At 65.2% G+C, this 15,692-nt stretch carries 17 protein-coding genes; 7 read left to right on the top strand and 10 right to left on the bottom strand.

Annotation, left to right across the window (positions count from 1 at the left end):
* Positions 1 to 116 precede the first annotated feature (116 nt).
* Entirely contained in the window at positions 117 to 896 is a 780-nt protein-coding gene (locus ACZY0Q_RS11495) for an IclR family transcriptional regulator (RefSeq protein ID WP_463916926.1), read from the top strand.
* A gap of 56 nt (positions 897 to 952) precedes the next feature.
* Here the strand turns inward: ACZY0Q_RS11495 and ACZY0Q_RS11490 are convergent, their stop codons facing one another.
* From ACZY0Q_RS11490 to ACZY0Q_RS11480, 3 genes are all read right to left on the bottom strand, one after another.
* Positions 953 to 1,720, bottom strand: a complete 768-nt coding sequence (locus ACZY0Q_RS11490; protein ID WP_463916924.1) for an IclR family transcriptional regulator — start codon at positions 1,718 to 1,720, stop codon at positions 953 to 955.
* A gap of 78 nt (positions 1,721 to 1,798) precedes the next feature.
* On the bottom strand, positions 1,799 to 3,250 hold the full coding sequence (locus ACZY0Q_RS11485) for an amino acid permease (protein WP_463916921.1): 1,452 nt from the start codon (positions 3,248 to 3,250) through the stop codon (positions 1,799 to 1,801).
* A gap of 185 nt (positions 3,251 to 3,435) precedes the next feature.
* Complete coding sequence (locus ACZY0Q_RS11480) at positions 3,436 to 4,254, bottom strand: SDR family NAD(P)-dependent oxidoreductase (protein ID WP_463916919.1); 819 nt, start codon at positions 4,252 to 4,254, stop codon at positions 3,436 to 3,438.
* A gap of 141 nt (positions 4,255 to 4,395) precedes the next feature.
* Between ACZY0Q_RS11480 and ACZY0Q_RS11475 the strand changes: the two genes are divergently transcribed.
* On the top strand, positions 4,396 to 4,773 hold the full coding sequence (locus tag ACZY0Q_RS11475; RefSeq protein WP_463917562.1) for a TfoX/Sxy family protein: 378 nt from the start codon (positions 4,396 to 4,398) through the stop codon (positions 4,771 to 4,773).
* Positions 4,774 to 4,867: 94 nt separating this feature from the next.
* On the opposite strand, the gene ACZY0Q_RS11470 is transcribed toward ACZY0Q_RS11475, so the two are convergent.
* Together ACZY0Q_RS11470 and ACZY0Q_RS11465 are read right to left on the bottom strand one after the other, a co-directional pair.
* Positions 4,868 to 6,271 (bottom strand): GntP family permease, encoded by a 1,404-nt coding sequence (locus ACZY0Q_RS11470; protein WP_463916917.1) that lies wholly within the window; start codon positions 6,269 to 6,271, stop codon positions 4,868 to 4,870.
* Between the two features lie 44 nt (positions 6,272 to 6,315).
* Positions 6,316 to 6,879, bottom strand: coding sequence for a gluconokinase (locus ACZY0Q_RS11465; protein WP_463916915.1), 564 nt, complete (start codon positions 6,877 to 6,879; stop codon positions 6,316 to 6,318).
* A 188-nt stretch (positions 6,880 to 7,067) separates the two neighbouring features.
* Here ACZY0Q_RS11465 and ACZY0Q_RS11460 point away from each other — a divergent pair, with 188 nt between their 5' ends.
* A complete protein-coding gene (locus ACZY0Q_RS11460; RefSeq protein WP_463916913.1) occupies positions 7,068 to 7,802 on the top strand; it encodes a FadR/GntR family transcriptional regulator in 735 nt (244 codons plus the stop codon).
* A gap of 94 nt (positions 7,803 to 7,896) precedes the next feature.
* Complete coding sequence (gene ctaD, locus ACZY0Q_RS11455; RefSeq protein ID WP_463916911.1) at positions 7,897 to 9,651, top strand: aa3-type cytochrome oxidase subunit I; 1,755 nt, start codon at positions 7,897 to 7,899, stop codon at positions 9,649 to 9,651.
* A gap of 52 nt (positions 9,652 to 9,703) precedes the next feature.
* Here the strand turns inward: ctaD and ACZY0Q_RS11450 are convergent, their stop codons facing one another.
* Positions 9,704 to 10,393: a hypothetical protein gene (locus ACZY0Q_RS11450; protein WP_463916909.1), complete on the bottom strand. Its 690-nt coding sequence runs from the start codon at positions 10,391 to 10,393 to the stop codon at positions 9,704 to 9,706.
* Positions 10,394 to 10,522: 129 nt separating this feature from the next.
* The gene (locus tag ACZY0Q_RS11445; RefSeq protein ID WP_024365339.1) at positions 10,523 to 10,726 is read right to left on the bottom strand and encodes a cold-shock protein; all 204 of its coding nucleotides are present in this window, start codon (positions 10,724 to 10,726) and stop codon (positions 10,523 to 10,525) included.
* Between the two features lie 238 nt (positions 10,727 to 10,964).
* Between ACZY0Q_RS11445 and ACZY0Q_RS11440 the strand changes: the two genes are divergently transcribed.
* Both ACZY0Q_RS11440 and ACZY0Q_RS11435 read left to right on the top strand, forming a co-directional pair.
* On the top strand, positions 10,965 to 11,759 hold the full coding sequence (locus ACZY0Q_RS11440) for an alpha/beta fold hydrolase (protein WP_463916907.1): 795 nt from the start codon (positions 10,965 to 10,967) through the stop codon (positions 11,757 to 11,759).
* Positions 11,760 to 11,981: 222 nt separating this feature from the next.
* Positions 11,982 to 12,158 carry a hypothetical protein gene (locus tag ACZY0Q_RS11435; protein ID WP_463916905.1) on the top strand — a complete coding sequence of 59 codons (177 nt, stop codon included), beginning with the start codon at positions 11,982 to 11,984 and terminating at the stop codon, positions 12,156 to 12,158.
* Positions 12,159 to 12,196: 38 nt separating this feature from the next.
* On the opposite strand, the gene ACZY0Q_RS11430 is transcribed toward ACZY0Q_RS11435, so the two are convergent.
* Complete coding sequence (locus ACZY0Q_RS11430; protein WP_463916904.1) at positions 12,197 to 12,850, bottom strand: Pr6Pr family membrane protein; 654 nt, start codon at positions 12,848 to 12,850, stop codon at positions 12,197 to 12,199.
* Between the two features lie 65 nt (positions 12,851 to 12,915).
* On the opposite strand from ACZY0Q_RS11430, the gene ACZY0Q_RS11425 reads away from it, so the two are divergent.
* On the top strand, positions 12,916 to 14,220 hold the full coding sequence (locus ACZY0Q_RS11425) for a diguanylate cyclase domain-containing protein (RefSeq protein WP_463916902.1): 1,305 nt from the start codon (positions 12,916 to 12,918) through the stop codon (positions 14,218 to 14,220).
* 72 nt (positions 14,221 to 14,292) lie between these two features.
* Here ACZY0Q_RS11425 and ACZY0Q_RS11420 read toward each other — a convergent pair whose 3' ends face one another.
* Positions 14,293 to 15,174, bottom strand: coding sequence for an SDR family oxidoreductase (locus tag ACZY0Q_RS11420; protein WP_463916900.1), 882 nt, complete (start codon positions 15,172 to 15,174; stop codon positions 14,293 to 14,295).
* Positions 15,171 to 15,623, bottom strand: coding sequence for a nuclear transport factor 2 family protein (locus ACZY0Q_RS11415; protein ID WP_463916898.1), 453 nt, complete (start codon positions 15,621 to 15,623; stop codon positions 15,171 to 15,173). The genes ACZY0Q_RS11420 and ACZY0Q_RS11415 overlap by 4 nt, the downstream gene beginning before the upstream one ends.
* Positions 15,624 to 15,692 lie beyond the last annotated feature (69 nt).

The following is a 15,692-nucleotide window of genomic DNA, read 5'->3' as shown; positions in this document are numbered from 1 at the left end:
GGAGGTCGGTGGCAGGGCGGGCGCCGATTGTTCATCATAAGCAATTAGAGATGCTGTTAACGAGCATAGCGAACTGTGACCGACCTGGATCGGGCAGCTCCATTAGACTCTGGCCTATGTCGAAAACCTCCAGCATGGGCCGCGGCATGCTGGCCATCCTGGCTCTGGGTGCACGGCATGAGGCCGGACTTCCGGGTGGGACCGTGGCGGGGATCGCTGCGGACCTGGACAAAGACCGCAGCCAGGTATCCCGGAACCTCCGCACGGGCGAGCAGGAAGGTTTCCTCGGCCGGACCGGCGAGCGAACTTACACCCTGGATTGGTCCATCCTGACCGATGCCCAGCAGCTGACAACGCAGCGGCTGCACACTGACGGCGCCGTGGCACTGGACCGGCTGGCCCGCGACACCGACGAGGGGTGCTTCCTGGGCGTGCTGCACGGGGCGAGTACTGTAACCATCGGCGAAAGCGTTCCGGCCAGCAGCAACCTGGTGGGCTCATGGTTGGGCAGGCCCTACCCCGCGTACTGCAGCGACGCCGGCCAGGCTGTCCTGTGGGAGTCGTCGGTAGCGGAGGTGCGGACCGTTTTCGCCGACGTGGATTTTGTGCGGCATGGCCCCAATACCCCGTCCGACGTCGGCGATTTCCTCGTGCGGCTGGCTGCGGCGAGGGTGCGGGGTTACTCAGTGGTGGATCAGGAAGCGGAGCCCGGGCTCTATTCGCTGGCCGTCCCCGTCCGGGATTTCAAAGGGGACGTGGCGGCGGCGCTGCAGATCGTGGGCACCAAGGCCCGCCTGGAGCCGCGCCGGACCAAGTTCGCGACGGCGCTGATGGAACAGGGACGGTGGCTTGAGACCACGCTTGGCTACCAGCGTGCGGATAGCCCCGAGTCCTAGGAAAGCAACCGTACGCCGCAGGCCTAGCGGGAGCGGGGCCTAGCCACCAGCGGGGTTCAGCGGGCAGCGGCCACTGAGCCCAGTCGCTCCGCGGCATCGCGCAGGGCAGCGGCAATTCCCGCCGCGTCATGGCCTACTTCGGCACGGTGTCCCAGCACACTGAGTGCGGCCAGGATGTTGCCGCTGACATCGCGGACGGGGACGGCGAGCTCCAGGATGTCGTGCTCAAATTCCTCGTCCGCGGTGATGTAGCCGCGTGACAGGTCGCGGACCATCAGCTCCCGGACCTCATCGATGGAGTGAGCGGCGCCGGGGCCGCCCACGCCGATGAAGTTCACCTCGTGCAGCAATTCGTCCAGGGCGGGCCGGACGTGGTCCCAGAGCAGGGCCCGGCCCGCGCCGGTGCACCAGGCCGGCGTCACCATGCCCGGAGCAACGAAGCTGCCCAGGCCGGCGTCGTTACTGGAAGCGCGCACAAGGATCGCCCGGAAACCGTCCCGGACGGAGAGCCGTGCCCGCAGCCCTAGGGCGGAAACCAAGGACTCGAGTTCGGGCTTGGCCTCGCGGACCCAGCTGGTGTTCAGCGATGCGGCAAGGCCAAAGTACCGGGGCCCGGTCCGGAACGGGCCACGGTCCACCCGTTCCAGCAGGCCCAGATCACACAGTTCCTGCGTCAGGCGTGAGACGCGGCTCTGGTCCATGTCCAGCTCCGCCGACAGCTGGGAAACGCCCAGCAGCTGCCGCCCGCGTTTCTCCCGATCAACCACCAGCCGGACAATCCGGAGTCCTTGCGCCAATGATGACGCTTCAGCGGACGAATCCACGCGTATTACCCCTCACTGCCGGTGCCCGCCCCATTCTTCCACGGTGACCGGGGCGGTGACGCAGGTGGCCCGGGCTGGTTACTGGACTGCCGCCGTCGAACGTTTCCGGCCGTGCCGGAAGTAGAAGTATGCGTAGCAGGCGGCAACGAACGGGATACCAAAGTAGAGGGCGGCCACCTGGTTGGGGTCCAGGGCGATGCCCACCAGCGAGATGACACACATGGTGAACGCCAGGATGGGCACCAGCGGGTACAGCGGGGCCTTGTAGGCCAGGGCGCCAACATCGCCGCCGTTCCGCACGAAAGCGCGCCGGTGGAAATAATGCGAGGCCGTGATGGACATCCACACGCCCACCACGGCGAATCCGGCCACGGATACCAGCACCAGGTACACCGTTTCCGGGGCCACCACGCTGCTGATAAGGGACGCAATGCCGCCCACCATACTCACCGACAGGGCGATCAGCGGGATGCCCCGGCGGGTGAGGCGCTTGAAGGCCTGGGGCGCGTGGCCTTCGTCGGCCAGGGAGTAGAGCATTCTGGCGCAGGAGAAGAGGCCGCTGTTTCCGGCCGAGAGGAGGGCTGTGATGATGACGAAGTTCATGATGTCAGCTGCGAACGGGATCCCGATGGCGGAGAAGACCGTGACGAAGGGGCTCTCGTCCAGACCCACCTCGGTGTAGGGGATGGTGGCTGCGATGACGGCGATGGCGCCGACAAAGAAGATCAGCAGCCGGATCACCGTGGTGCGCATGGCTTTGGGGATGGCCGTGGCGGGGTCCTTGGTTTCGCCCGCTGCCACGCCGATCAGTTCCGACCCCGAGAAGGCGTAGAAGACGGCGAGTACGGTGACCAGGACGCCGGTGAAGCCGTTGGGGAAAAGCCCGCCGGCCGTGTTGAAGTTCTCGAAGAGGACAGGGTGGCTGCCGCCGTCGCTGAGCGGATGGAAACCGAACAGTGCGGCGCCGCCGAGGACGATCAGGCCGATAATGGCGCCCACCTTGATGATGGCGAACCAGAATTCGGATTCGCCGAAGAACTTTGCGGACACCGCGTTGAAGCCGAAGAGCACTGCCGCGAAAATCAGGCACCAGATCCACACGTCAACATCCGGGAACCAGCGCTGCATGAGCAACCCGGACGCTGTGAATTCGGAGCCGATGGCCACTGCCCAGCAGAGCCAGTACAGCCAGGCCGTGGCGAATCCGGTGGCGGGCCCGATGGAGCGGGCGGCGTAAATGTGGAACGCTCCGGAAACCGGATACGCGATGGCCAGCTCACCCAGGCATGCCATCACCAGGTACACCACAAACGCGCCCACCAGGTAGGCGAGCACCGCGCCCAGCGGACCGGCCTGGGAAATGGTGTAGCCCGAGCTGAGGAACAGGCCGGATCCGATGACGCCGCCCATGGCGATCATCACCAGGTGCCTGGTGCCCATGGATCTGCGGAGTCCGGGTTGGACCGGCGCAGGCCCGGTGGGCTTCAGGTCCGGCGTCGCATCGAGCGTCAGGGGTGATGGGGTTTCCACGGGCGTCTCCAGGAGGCATGGTCGGCAGGTGTGCGGGCGCACTCCCCTGTCCCGTCCCGGGTACCGAAGATATGCGCGTCAACAGAGAGAAATTAGCACAATCACCGAATTACGCTCGCTAAAATCATGCGAACTTGTTCATATTGCACACTTGTTACCTCGGGTGACCCGCCTGCGGTTGGAAGTCAGGCTGCGACGAGTGCCTCGCTGGCCTCCCACAAACCCTGCGCCAGCTCGGCGTCGTACGCCTGGGCGTTGGCCTTGGCCAGAGCGCGCTTGGCGTAGTAGGCGCCGGAGATCCAGTCGGTGCCGGCGGTGCCGTTGATGAGCCAAAGCAGGGTGTCGGCGCCCTGGTCCGGGGTGAGCATAAAGCGGTTGAGCAGCGTCTTGTAGGCGTGCCGCATCGGGCTTGTGGACTCCGCCGCAAAGTTGGTGCGGACCACGCCCGGGTGGAACGCCGCCGTCGTGATTCCCTGCTCGCCGAAGCGGCGGTGCAGCTCGGATGTGAAGAGGATGTTGGCGAGTTTGGCGGTGCCGTAGGCGCGGTTGGTGGAGTAGGTGTGCTCCGACTTGAGGTCGAAAAGATCCATTTTGCCGAAGCCGTTGGCCGCGCTGGAGGTGTTGATGACCTTGGCGTTGCTGGCGGTGAGGACGTCCATCAGCTCCGTGGTGAGCAGGAAGGGCGCCAGGTGGTTGATTTGGAAGGTGGATTCGTTGCCGTCCACGGTGAGCTGGCGCTTGCCCATGATGCCGCCGGCGTTGTTGGCCAGGACGTCGATCCGTTCGTAGTCGTCCCGGAGCTGCGCGGCGAGGGTGCGGACCTGGTCCAGCTCGGCGAAGTCGCTGACGAAGTAATCGGCGTTGAGTTCCTTCGCGATGGCCTGCGTTTTCTCCTCGGAACGGCCGACGACGACCACCCGGTCGCCTGCCTGCGTCAGCGTCCGCGCGGCTGCCGCGCCGATGCCGTCGCTGGCGCCGGTGATCACAATGGTGCGTTGGGTCAAGGGGTGTCCTTTGGTTGAGGTGGGAACCTGTGAAGAGACTTCGGACTCCTGCCAGCCTAGCGGTACGGCACTTCTGTCCACGGCGCCTGGGCAGGCATAAGCTGCACACGGAATCACGCTTCAACCATGGGAGACAGCGACATGGAAATGGCCAAAGCGTCCGACGAAGCCAAGGAGCACTTCCGCTCAGTAGTGCCCGACAACCCCGAGGTGGTGGTCAAGCCGATGTTCGGCAACCTGGGCGCCTTCGTCAACGGCAACATGTTCGCCGGCCTGTTCGGCTCCACCATCGGGGTAAAGCTCTCTGACGCCGACCGGCAGGAGCTGGAAAGCACCGAGCGGACCGTCCCGTTCGGCCCGGCGGAGCGGCCCATGGGCGGCTACACAGGGCTGCCGGAGGGGTGGAACGCCGAGGGTGCGGACGCCGACGCGCGGGCAAGCGCCTGGGTGGAGAAGGCCTTCGAGCACGTCGCGGGGCTCCCGCCGAAAGCGCCCAAGGCAGCCAAACCGCGCAAGTAGCGGCGCACCCGGAGTACGACGACGACGGGGCGCCCGGAATTTCTCCGGACGCCCCGCCGTCGTACTTCAGCCAGCCGTGGCTGGGGTCAGATCGCTAACCCGCCACACCGGCGAGCAGGAAGAGCACCGCCGCGATGGCGAAGCCCATAACACCGATGAGGGTTTCCATGACGGTCCAGGTCCGCAGGGTGGTCTTGACGTCCATGCCGAAGAAGCGGCCCACCAGCCAGAAGCCGGAGTCGTTGACGTGGGAGACCACCACGGAGCCGGCTGCCACAGCAATAACCAGGGCGGCGATCTGCATGCCGGTCAGGCCGGCGGCGGCCACGGCCGGGGCGATGAGGCCGGCGGTGGTGGTCAGGGCCACGGTGGCGGAACCCTGGGCGATGCGCAGGATGGCGGCGATGAGGAAGCCGGCCAGGATCAGCGGAATGCCCAGGTTGCCCAGGACATCAGCCAGCGCGGCGCCAATGCCGGAGGCCCGGAGCACACCGCCGAACATGCCGCCGGCACCGGTGATCAGGATGACCGAGCAGACCGGGCCCAGTGAGGATTCGAGCAGCTTCTCGATGGCGCCGGCATCCTTGCCGCGGCGGGAGCCCAGGACAAACACGGCCACCAGGACGGCGATCAGCAGGGCCACCGGGGTTTCACCGATGGTGCGCAGGACCTGGAACCACTGCTCCTTTTTGACCTCTTCGGCGAGGGCGCCGGACGAGGCCAGGGTGTTCAGGCCGGTGTTGATGAAGATCAGGACGAGCGGCAGGAGCAGCAGGCCGATGATGGTGCGGAAGCGCGGCGGGTGGGACTCGGCCTCGGCGCTGGCGTGGCCCAGGATCTCCGGTACCGGAAGGACCAGCTTCTTGCCGGTCCACAGGCCGAACAGGTACGCGGTGACGTACCAGGTGGGGATGGCGGTGATGAGGCCGGCGATCAGGACCAGCCCGATGTTGGCGTCAAAGAAGGCGGCAGCGGAGACCGGGCCCGGGTGCGGCGGCAGGAAGATGTGCATCACGGAAAACGCGCCGGCGGCGGGGAGTCCGTAGCGCAGCACTCCCCCGCCCAGTCGGTGGGCCACGGCGAAGACCACGGGCAGCATAACCACCAGGCCGGCGTCGAAGAAGATGGGGAAGCCGAAGATCAGAGAGGCGAGGCCCAGGGCGAACGGGGCGCGCTTTTCGCCGAAGACGCCGATCAGGTAGTCGGCCAGCACCTTGGCACCACCGCTGGTTTCGACGATGCGGCCCAGCATGGCACCCAGGCCCACGAGGAGCGCCACGGTGCCCAGGGTGGTGCCGAACCCGTTGATCAGCACAGGAACCACCTGGTTGGCGGGGATTCCGGTGGCGAATGCGGTCGCGAGGCTGATTACGATCAGGGCTACGAGAGCGTGCATCCGCAGCTTGATGATCAGGAACAGCAGCGCGACGATCGCTGCCGCGGCAATGAGCAGCAGGGGGCCGGCGCCCAGCGTTTGGGTCCATCCTTCGATGACCATGGTTCTCCTTTGAAACAGAATTTATTGGGGGAAATTGGGCCGGCTCAGCCGGCGCTGGGCTCCATGCGAGCGCTCGGCGCCGGCCCGACGGGGAGCTTGAGGCCAGCCAGCACTGCGGCGACGATCTCTTCCGGGGAGTTGGAGATGTCCAGGCGGAGGCTGCCGGCAGCAAGTTCTTTGCCGGTCAGCGGCTCCAGGGTGGCCAGCTGGCTGGGTAGGAGCGTGGGCGGCATGAAGTGGCCTTCGCGGCCCTGCATCCGCTGGCCGATCAGGTCGGCGTCGCCATCGAGGTGGATGAACAGGACCCGGCCCTGCGCGTCGGAGAGCAGCTGACGGTAGCTCTGCTTGAGCGCGGAGCAGGTGAGAACTGTGCTCTTCCCGGCAGCGGCACTTGCAGTCATCCACTCCTGGATTTCCCGCAGCCAGGGCCAGCGGTCCTCGTCCTGCAGGGGAATCCCCTGGGTCATCTTGTCGATGTTGGACTGCGGGTGGAACTCGTCCGCCTCGGCACAGGCCCAGCCAAGCTGCTGGGAAAGCGCTGCCGCGATGGTGGACTTGCCGGAACCGGCAACGCCCATCACCACCAGGTGAGTGGCTGGATACTGCATGGTTTACCTCCGAAGACGCCGTTGGCTAAGTGAAGAAAGCTATTAGCGCACCCCACAAGGAACTGCGCCGGAAAATAAGGTATCACCATTACCGGCCACAGATACTATCTTTTGGTGTCACAAGTCATACCTTTGGGACTTTTTGGGTACGATTAGTGGGCGCACAGGCGCGGACGAAAGCAGGAAAGATGTCGACGGCGACACCACCGGACGCGGATAACGCGCACGACGGCGGGGCCTCCCCCGCCATGCATAAACGGGTTCTCGAGGCTGTTGGCGTTGCCATCGCGGCAGGAAGCCTTCCGCCGGGCAGCCGCCTGACCCTTGACGGCCTCCAGCTGGAGTACGGCATTTCCCGCACCGTTGCGCGGGACACCATGAAGGTCGTCGAGTCCATGAACCTGGTGTATTCGCGCCGGCGGGTGGGCATTGTGGTCCAGGAGCGCAGGCTGTGGAATGTCTTCGATCCCAAGCTGGTGCGCTGGCGCCTCGCCTCAGCCAACCGCGCCGAGCAGTACAGCAGCCTCACGGAGCTGCGCATCGCCGTCGAGCCCATTGCGGCCGCAGGTGCTGCCCGCCGGGCGAGCGCCGCGGAACGGGCCAGGCTGGTTTTCCTCGCTGCGGAGCTGCGGCGGCTGGGCGAAGCGGGCCAACTTGAGGCGTTCCTTGCGGTGGACATCGAGTTCCACTGCCTGCTGCTCGAAAGCTGCGGCAACGAGATGTTCACGGCGCTCGAAGGCATGGTGGCCGAGGTGCTCACCAGCCGGACCCAGCAGGGGCTGATGCCCTTCAAACCGCGGGCCGAAGCGTTGCAGGCCCACGAGGATGCTGCGGCGGCAGTGGCCCGCGGAGACGCGGTGGCGGCGGAGAATGCCGTCCACCACATCCTGGACGAGGTCCGGAACGCGATGGGCCTGCACTGACTCTTTCGGGACGCCTCGTTCCTGAGTAGCCTGCAAGTAGGGGCTCATGCAAAGGGCCCAAAGCTGCCGTGCAGAATTATCTGTGAGGTGAAAAATGGCCATCGCCGGACATTCACGACTAGGGACCGCATCAACCGCCGCTCCCCCGGTAGTACCCCTGCGCAAAGGCTCCAAGGTGGTCGGCTGGCTCACCTCCACCGACCACAAAGTCATCGGGTACATGTACCTGATCGCCTCGTTTGTGTTCTTCATGATGGCCGGAGTTATGGCCCTGCTTATCCGGGCAGAGCTCTTCGAACCCGGCATGCAGGTCCTGCAGACCAAGGAGCAGTACAACCAGCTGTTCACAATGCACGGCACCATGATGCTGCTGATGTTCGCCACCCCGCTTTTCGCCGGCTTCACCAACTTCATCATGCCGCTGCAGATCGGCGCCCCCGACGTCGCGTTCCCGCGGCTGAACGCCCTGGCCTTCTGGTTCTTCCTCTTCGGCTCCACCATCGCCGTGGCGGGCTTCATCACCCCGCAGGGCGCGGCGGCGTTTGGCTGGTTCGCCTACGCGCCGTTGAATAACACCACTTTCACCCCCGGAGTGGGCGGTGACCTGTGGGTCTTCGGCCTGGCCCTGTCCGGCTTCGGGACCATCCTGGGTGCGGTCAACTTCATCACCACCATCATCTGCATGCGCGCCCCGGGCCTGACCATGTGGCGGATGCCCATCTTCACCTGGAACGCCCTGGTGACGTCCATCCTCGTGCTGATGGCCTTCCCGCCGCTGGCTGCCGCATTGTTCGCGCTTGGCGCCGACCGCCGCTTCGGGGCCCACATCTATGATCCGGAAAACGGTGGCGCCGTACTCTGGCAGCACCTGTTCTGGTTCTTCGGCCACCCCGAGGTGTACATCATCGCGTTGCCGTTCTTCGGCATTGTGTCCGAGATCTTCCCGGTCTTCAGCCGCAAGCCGATCTTCGGCTACAAGGGCCTGGTTTACGCCACCATCGCCATTGCCGCGCTGTCCATGACCGTGTGGGCGCACCACATGTACGTGACCGGTTCGGTGCTGCTGCCGTTCTTCTCCTTCATGACCATGCTGATCGCAGTGCCTACCGGGGTGAAGTTCTTCAACTGGATCGGCACCATGTGGGGGGGCTCGCTGACGTTCGAAACTCCCATGCTGTGGAGCCTCGGCTTCCTCATCACGTTCCTCTTCGGCGGCCTGACCGGCATCATCCTGGCCTCGCCGCCGCTGGACTTCCACGTCTCCGATTCCTACTTCGTGGTGGCGCACTTCCATTACGTCGTGTTCGGCACGGTGGTGTTCGCGATGTTCGCGGGCTTCTACTTCTGGTGGCCAAAGTTCACCGGCAAGATGCTCAACGAACGCCTCGGAAAGATCCACTTCTGGATGCTGTTCCTGGGATTCCACGGAACGTTCCTGATCCAGCACTGGCTTGGGGTCATGGGCATGCCCCGCCGCTACGCCGACTACCTGGTGGAGGACAACTTCGCCTGGCTGAACCAGTTCTCCACCATCGGTTCCTATCTTCTGGGCGCCTCAATGCTCCCGTTCTTCTGGAACGTCTACATCACATCGCGCAGCTCCAAGCGCGTCGAGGTGGACGACCCCTGGGGCTTTGGCGCCTCGCTCGAATGGGTCACGTCCTGCCCGCCGCCGCGCCACAACTTCACCTCGCTGCCCCGGATCCGTTCTGAGCGTCCCGCCCTGGACCTCCATCACCCGGAGCTCAGCATCCGCGCGCACGAAACCGCGCACAGCCCTGCCGCGGCCGCCCTGGGCGCTGCCGATATCGGCGAACGGGACGTACGCAATCCAGACCCGGACCAGTGACCCGGGGGGGGGTCGAGCCCGTCCAAACTTAAACCGACCGCCTCGGGAGCTGTCAAAGTGCAGGCTCTACGGACTCAACTGACTCAACGGCATAGGGTTTGGTAGCCGAGCGTCGCAGCGGATGCCGCAGCCGCACCTGGTACGGACCGTTCCGGAATGTGGCGCGGGGGTCCAACTGGACCAGCACGAGTGGTTCGTCGCCGGCGAGGTCCAGCCGAACCACGATGCCGTCACGCCGCCCGTCTACGTACAGCGGGGTGGCCCGCTCCACGGCTGTTTCCTGAAGGCGGTCCCGATATTCCTGCCCTGCCGCCAGAAACAGGATTCCGTGCGCCAGCCCGGTGACTTTCAGGGGGATCACGGCGTCAGACCGTGCGGGTTCAGAGGTAGGCAGAGTAGGGACAAGGTAGTCCTGCGCAGGCGACGCCCTGGCTGCCTTAGGGTGCCGGTCGCATTCCGTGCACCGGGTCCGCTCCCCCACATCGGCCAATAGTGTCACGAGCAGTTTTCTGGGGCCGCGGTCCCAGGTGTCGGCCACCACCTGGCACCACGCCGGGTGGTAGTCCGTCCCGTACTTCATCACGTAGACCTGGTCATTGCCCAGCAAGGGCACCCCGTCCCGGCGGCCGGCGGGTTCCACTGGCTTGAGCTCGCCGAGGCCCCGGGGCTCTGCCTTGGCGGCGTGGTTGACATTAAGGTACTTGCGGATCAGCGGACTGAGTTGGCGCTTTGGTATTGGCACGGAAATACGGGGTCTCTCTGTGCGGGCACGCTGCGATCAGCACACCTGGGTTAAACAAAAAACAGGGCCGGTCAAGAGACCGGCCCTGCTTTGAAAATGAAACCCTAAGGCCCCAGAATCTCTAATGAATTAGAGTGCCTGGATGTTGACGGCCTGGGGACCCTTGGGGCCCTGCTCGGTTTCGAAGGAAACCTTCTGGTTCTCTTCGAGTGAGCGGAAGCCGGAAGAGGCGATCGCGGAGTAGTGAGCGAAAACGTCCTGTGAGGAGTCATCGGGGGAAATGAAGCCGAAGCCCTTTTCAGCGTTAAACCATTTGACGGTACCAGTAGCCATTATTTTTGTCCTTCGTGAAGGTAGAGGAAAAGTCCCGACTTTCGGGTCCTCCGGTGTGGGGTGTTCAAAACCGCTACTTCAGAAAGACGCGGACTTTCGACCGCGCGTACTGCCTGAACTACCAACTGCATAAACACAACAACAGGATCAACTCTACAGGAGATTTTCCGAACCATTTACCACCGGCCACTGAAAGGGGCCATTGAGCCTCGCGAAGCCCAGGCGTAGCGTTCTTCTTATGGGACCAATTCGGGCCATTCTCCTGCCGGGTGCCGTACTCCCCGCCCAGGCCGCCTTCGGCGAACTCATCGCCGCCCTCGGGCCGGATGTCCACGCAATCGCCAAGGACCTCGAGCTCTACGCAGGCGAAGAACCGCCGGCGGACTGGAGTCTGGACACAGAGATCGGCGGCGTGCTGCGCGAGGCCGATTCCCGGGAATGGGAGACGTTCCACTTAGCAGGCTATTCGGGCGGTGGCGCGGCGGCGCTGGCGTTTGCCGCCAAGCACCCCGGCAGGCTGTTGAGCCTGGCGCTGCTGGAGCCCGCTTGGGCCGGGAACTGGGACTGGAGTCCTGCGTACGCGGAGCACCGGACGAAGTTCGAGCAACTGGAAACACTCCCGCCGGAGCAGTTCATGCCCGCCTTCATGAGGCTGGGAGTCAGGCGCGAAGTCGTCCTTCCGCCGCCGCCAGATCCCCCGCCTTCCTGGATGGCCAACCGGCCTGCGGGTATCAGGGCGTTCCTGCGGACCTTCAAAGACTATGACCTGGAGAGAGCGTGCTTGGCCGTCTTTCGGCCGCCCGTCTTCTTCGCCCTCGGCGGCCTGAGCAATCCCGACGACTACGGCGACATTGCCACCCGACTGTCACGGGTCTTCTTCCCGGACTTTCATCTGGAAGTGTTCCCCAAGCGGCACCACTTTGACCCACCACACCGGGTCGAGCCCGAACGGCTGGCTGAATTGCTCCGGCGGCACTGGGAACGGGCAGAGGCCAGCATGGCCGTTGAGCCTGTCGAAACCCACCGGGGTTGAGCCTTAACCTCCGGCGCAGCAGTCCATCGGCTGGCCTCAAGCTGGTGGTTGAAGAGCCAGAGTCGTCCGCAGCCGCCCGATACCTGTCAGCAGCCGCTGCCGAGAGCCACAAGTTGGTGGCGTCGATGCTGCTATATACGGAACTTCATTGCGCGGCCCATCGCCGCGGTTTTCCCGGCGAGCCCGTCAATACGGTATTGGCGGCCATCAACCTGGTCGATCTTGCCCGCCCGGACCTTATGTACGCGGCAGCCCTGCCCGGCAAAGCTCCGGAGCGCCGACGCCATTCATCTGGCCGCAGCCATCCGGCTGCAGTGCGACATTATGGTGGCGTATGACGCCAAGCTGCTGGCCGCCGCCGTCGAGGCCGGCCTGAACGTCCTCTCCCCCGGTGGTTGAGCTTGCCCTAACCAGCAGGTGCGGAACGGCCGCTCGATTCAGTGGCGCTCGGTGGCACCGGAGGTGACGGCCACAGGTGTCGGGGCGATGTGCAGCCGCGTGGAGAACGCCGCCACGAGGGCGAAGAGGAAGGCTGCCACCGCGATGGCCAGCGCCATGACGGCGACGGCTCCGTAGCCGCTGACCCTAGGGTCCAGGAACGGGTAGGGGTACCAGTCGACGATGGGACCGCGGATCAGGCTGTAGACCAGGTAAAGCAGGGGGAACCCGAGCCAGATCAGCGAGGTCCGGACGGGGACCCTGGTTCTGGGCAGGTCAACAAGCCAGTCGATCACCATGATGGTCGGGATGGTGTAGTGCAGGACCACGTTGATCCACGGGATGGGCGTGTTGACGTCGATGTTGCTCAGCAGGAGGTTGTAGACGATCCCCGTGATGGTCATGTAAATGGTGGCAGCACCGCGCAGCAGTTCAAGCCAGCGGGGGCTTTCGCCGTTCCAGGCGTACCAGCCGGAGATAGCCAGGCTGATGACGGCGATGATGTTTGATTCGATGGTGAAGTAGCTGAAGAAGTTCGCCGCAGACGCGCCGGGAACGTTCTGGAGCAAGTGTGTCAGCTGGAAAAATATGGCCAGGAATCCGAGCAGGGCGAACCAGAACCTGAAGAGTGCGAGACCTCGATTGGGTGTCATATGGAAATCCTATGGCGATGTGCCGTGTAATTTAGGCATAACATCACCCTGGTCCGAGGACGCCCATGAAAAGAGCCACCATCACGCCGCGCTCCTTTAGCCTGCAGCGTGAATGGTCCGGGGCGTTCACGCTGATGCTCCTGGCCCTGTTCGTCGGCGCGGCAGTCACCGTCGTCGGAGTCCGGTTCGTGGTGAACGAGATGGAAGCTGCGAACGGCCGGCTGCAGGCCGAGTACGGCAGCGTCGCGCACCTGGCCGCCGCCCTTGAGACACATGAGCAGCTGGGGCACCAGTTGCTGGCGGCGGGGCCCGTGAACAGGGAGGCGTTTGTCCTGGAGCAGCAGGACCTTGAAGCGCTCTTCCGTGCGGCCGCCGCCGTCCCGGTTGCGGACGAAGGCCGGCCCGAGGCCCTGTCCGCGGCGCAGCAGGACTGGCAGGCCGGACTTGAGCAGGCCGGTCTCTGGGGTGACCAGGCACTGAACCCTACCGGGAGCAATGTAGCTGCCGCCGCTGCCTTCGCGGCCGCAAACTCCACCGTGCGGGCGCAATTGGCCGCTGTCCAGCAGTCCTCCCTCCAGACGCTGAACAGGGGGCTCGTGGACACGCGCGAACTTGAAGGGCTTCTGGTGATTGGCCGGTTCGGGCTGTTCGTTGTGGCCATCGGCGCCACCCTGTACTTCCGCCGCCGGATGGTCAAGGACCTGATGCGGCCCGTCAACAGCCTGCGCCGAGGCGTCCTCAAGCTGCAGTCCGGCGATTTCAGCCACCGCCTGGACGTGGCCCGGCGCGACGAGCTGGGCGAGGTGGCGGTGGCGTTCAACGGGATGGCCGCCGCGCTCCAGGACAGCCACAAAGCCCTGACCTACCGGGCAACACACGATGACCTCACCGGGCTCGCGAACCGCGCGGCCCTGGCCGAGCGCCTGCTGGCATCCTTCGAACCGGACAGCGATCGCCGGACCCGGCACGAGGGACTCCTGTTTATTGACATCGACGATTTCAAGGACGTCAACGATTCCCTCGGCCACGAGGGCGGCGACGCGCTGCTGGCCCAGTTGGCCGAGCGGCTGCGGGCCAGCGTCCGCAGCCACGACCTGGTGGCGCGGCTGGGCGGCGACGAGTTCGCCGTCGTGGTTTTGGATAACGACGACGGGACTCCGGCCACGGGGGCCGTCGCCGAGCGGATCTATGAGGCCCTCAGCGAGCCGTTCCTGATTGGTGACCGGTCGCTGCAGGTGTCGCTGAGCATGGGCGTCGCCCAGCGGACCGCGGACACGGCGGACGTGACGGAGCTGCTACGTCAGGCCGATTCGGCCATGTACCGGGCCAAGCACGGTGGCAAAGCCCGGTACGAGACCTTCAAGAACTAGAGCCACGAACTAAAGCGACGCCCCGCCGCAGATAAAGTACCAACGGCCAGATGGCACCTTCAATCCCGGCCGCTACCCTCCCTGGACCGCGGTTTCGAGGACCTCCCGCAGGCCCGTGATGGGAATGTCAGGGAACTCCGCGCGCGTTGGCGCCCATTCGAAGCCGGCAGCTCCCGAATCCTCCCAGATCCCGGCCCCCGCTACTCGGGCGAGGAAAGGTGAGAAGGGCCTCGCTGCGACGGACAGGACGCGCTCGGCGGCGGCCGGGATCCGCTGAACGGACCCGTGGCCGGCCCGGGTGAGCAGAGCCTCGGCAAGCTCATTGGCTGTGAGTGTCTGCGAACCCCAGTCGATGGCTCGGTTCCGCAGCGCCGGGTCCGTGAGCGCACGGTTCACAAGGGCGGCTGCGTCCCTGACAGATGTGAAGGTGACCGGGGCAGTCCCGGAACCGAACACCAGCACCTTGCCCTTGGACGCGAGCGGGGCGGTCATGGTCTCGAGTCGCTGCTCAAGGAGCGATCCTATCCTGATGACTGTCCAGGCCATGCCGGACGTGCGGACGGATTCCTCGGCCGCGGCCTTGCAGCGCAGGAAGTCGATGGATCCGTCGGAGGCGGCACCGTGCATAGACATCATGACCATGTGCTCCACTCCGGCAGCGGCCGCCGCGTGCACCAGCCGGATGGCTCCGTCGCGGTCAACGGTGCGTGGATCGGAGTCCTTGATGCCGAAGCCGGAGGCCGCGAACACCACCGCTGTGCAGCCTGCCGCCGCCTCCCGGCAGTCCGCCTCGGAGCCGAGGTCCCCGCGAACGAGCTCGACGCCGGTGCTCGCCGCGTCGGGGAAAGGCTGGGAAGCGCCGCGTGCCATAACACGGACCTGATGCCCGGCTTCCACGAGCAGCGGAACCAGAGCGCGGCCAAGCCGGCCCGTTCCGCCCACCACCAGGATCATGACCCGTCACCGCTTCGGGCTGCCCCACGGACGGCCATAACCACCGCGGCGTTTACGTCCCCGGACTCGTGCTCCACCGGTTCGAGATAGAAGTGCGCCGCGGCGATCCTGTCATCACGGAGAGTGAAGATGGCCACCCCGGCGGACTGCGTCACCGAGCCATCCGGCCGGGTGCCCCGGTTGCCCCATTCCATCCAGACCGTGTTGCCGGGTCCGGTCGTCGCATCGTGCACGGTGAGGCTCAGGTCCGGCAGCCCGGCGAAGAGCGCGGCCCAGTTCTTACGCACCTGGGCTGAGCCGGTGAAACTGCGGGCAGGGTGGGCTGGGGTGGTGTTCTGGTAGTCCTCGGCGAACTCGGACACCATCGCCTCGAGGTCGTGGCGGTTCGCGGCGGCCATCATGCGCCGCACCGGGCCCTCGGGAAGGCGATCAATTCCTGAAGCGTCCATGATTTGCTCCTTTATTTATCCGTCGCGGGTGGACGGGGACGCTGGTATGCTGAATTTGATACAGTCGGC

The sequence above is a fragment of the Pseudarthrobacter lactosi genome, from assembly GCF_055412785.1.
Note: the sequence above shows the minus strand (reverse complement) of the source record. Positions and strands in the feature narration are given on the sequence as shown.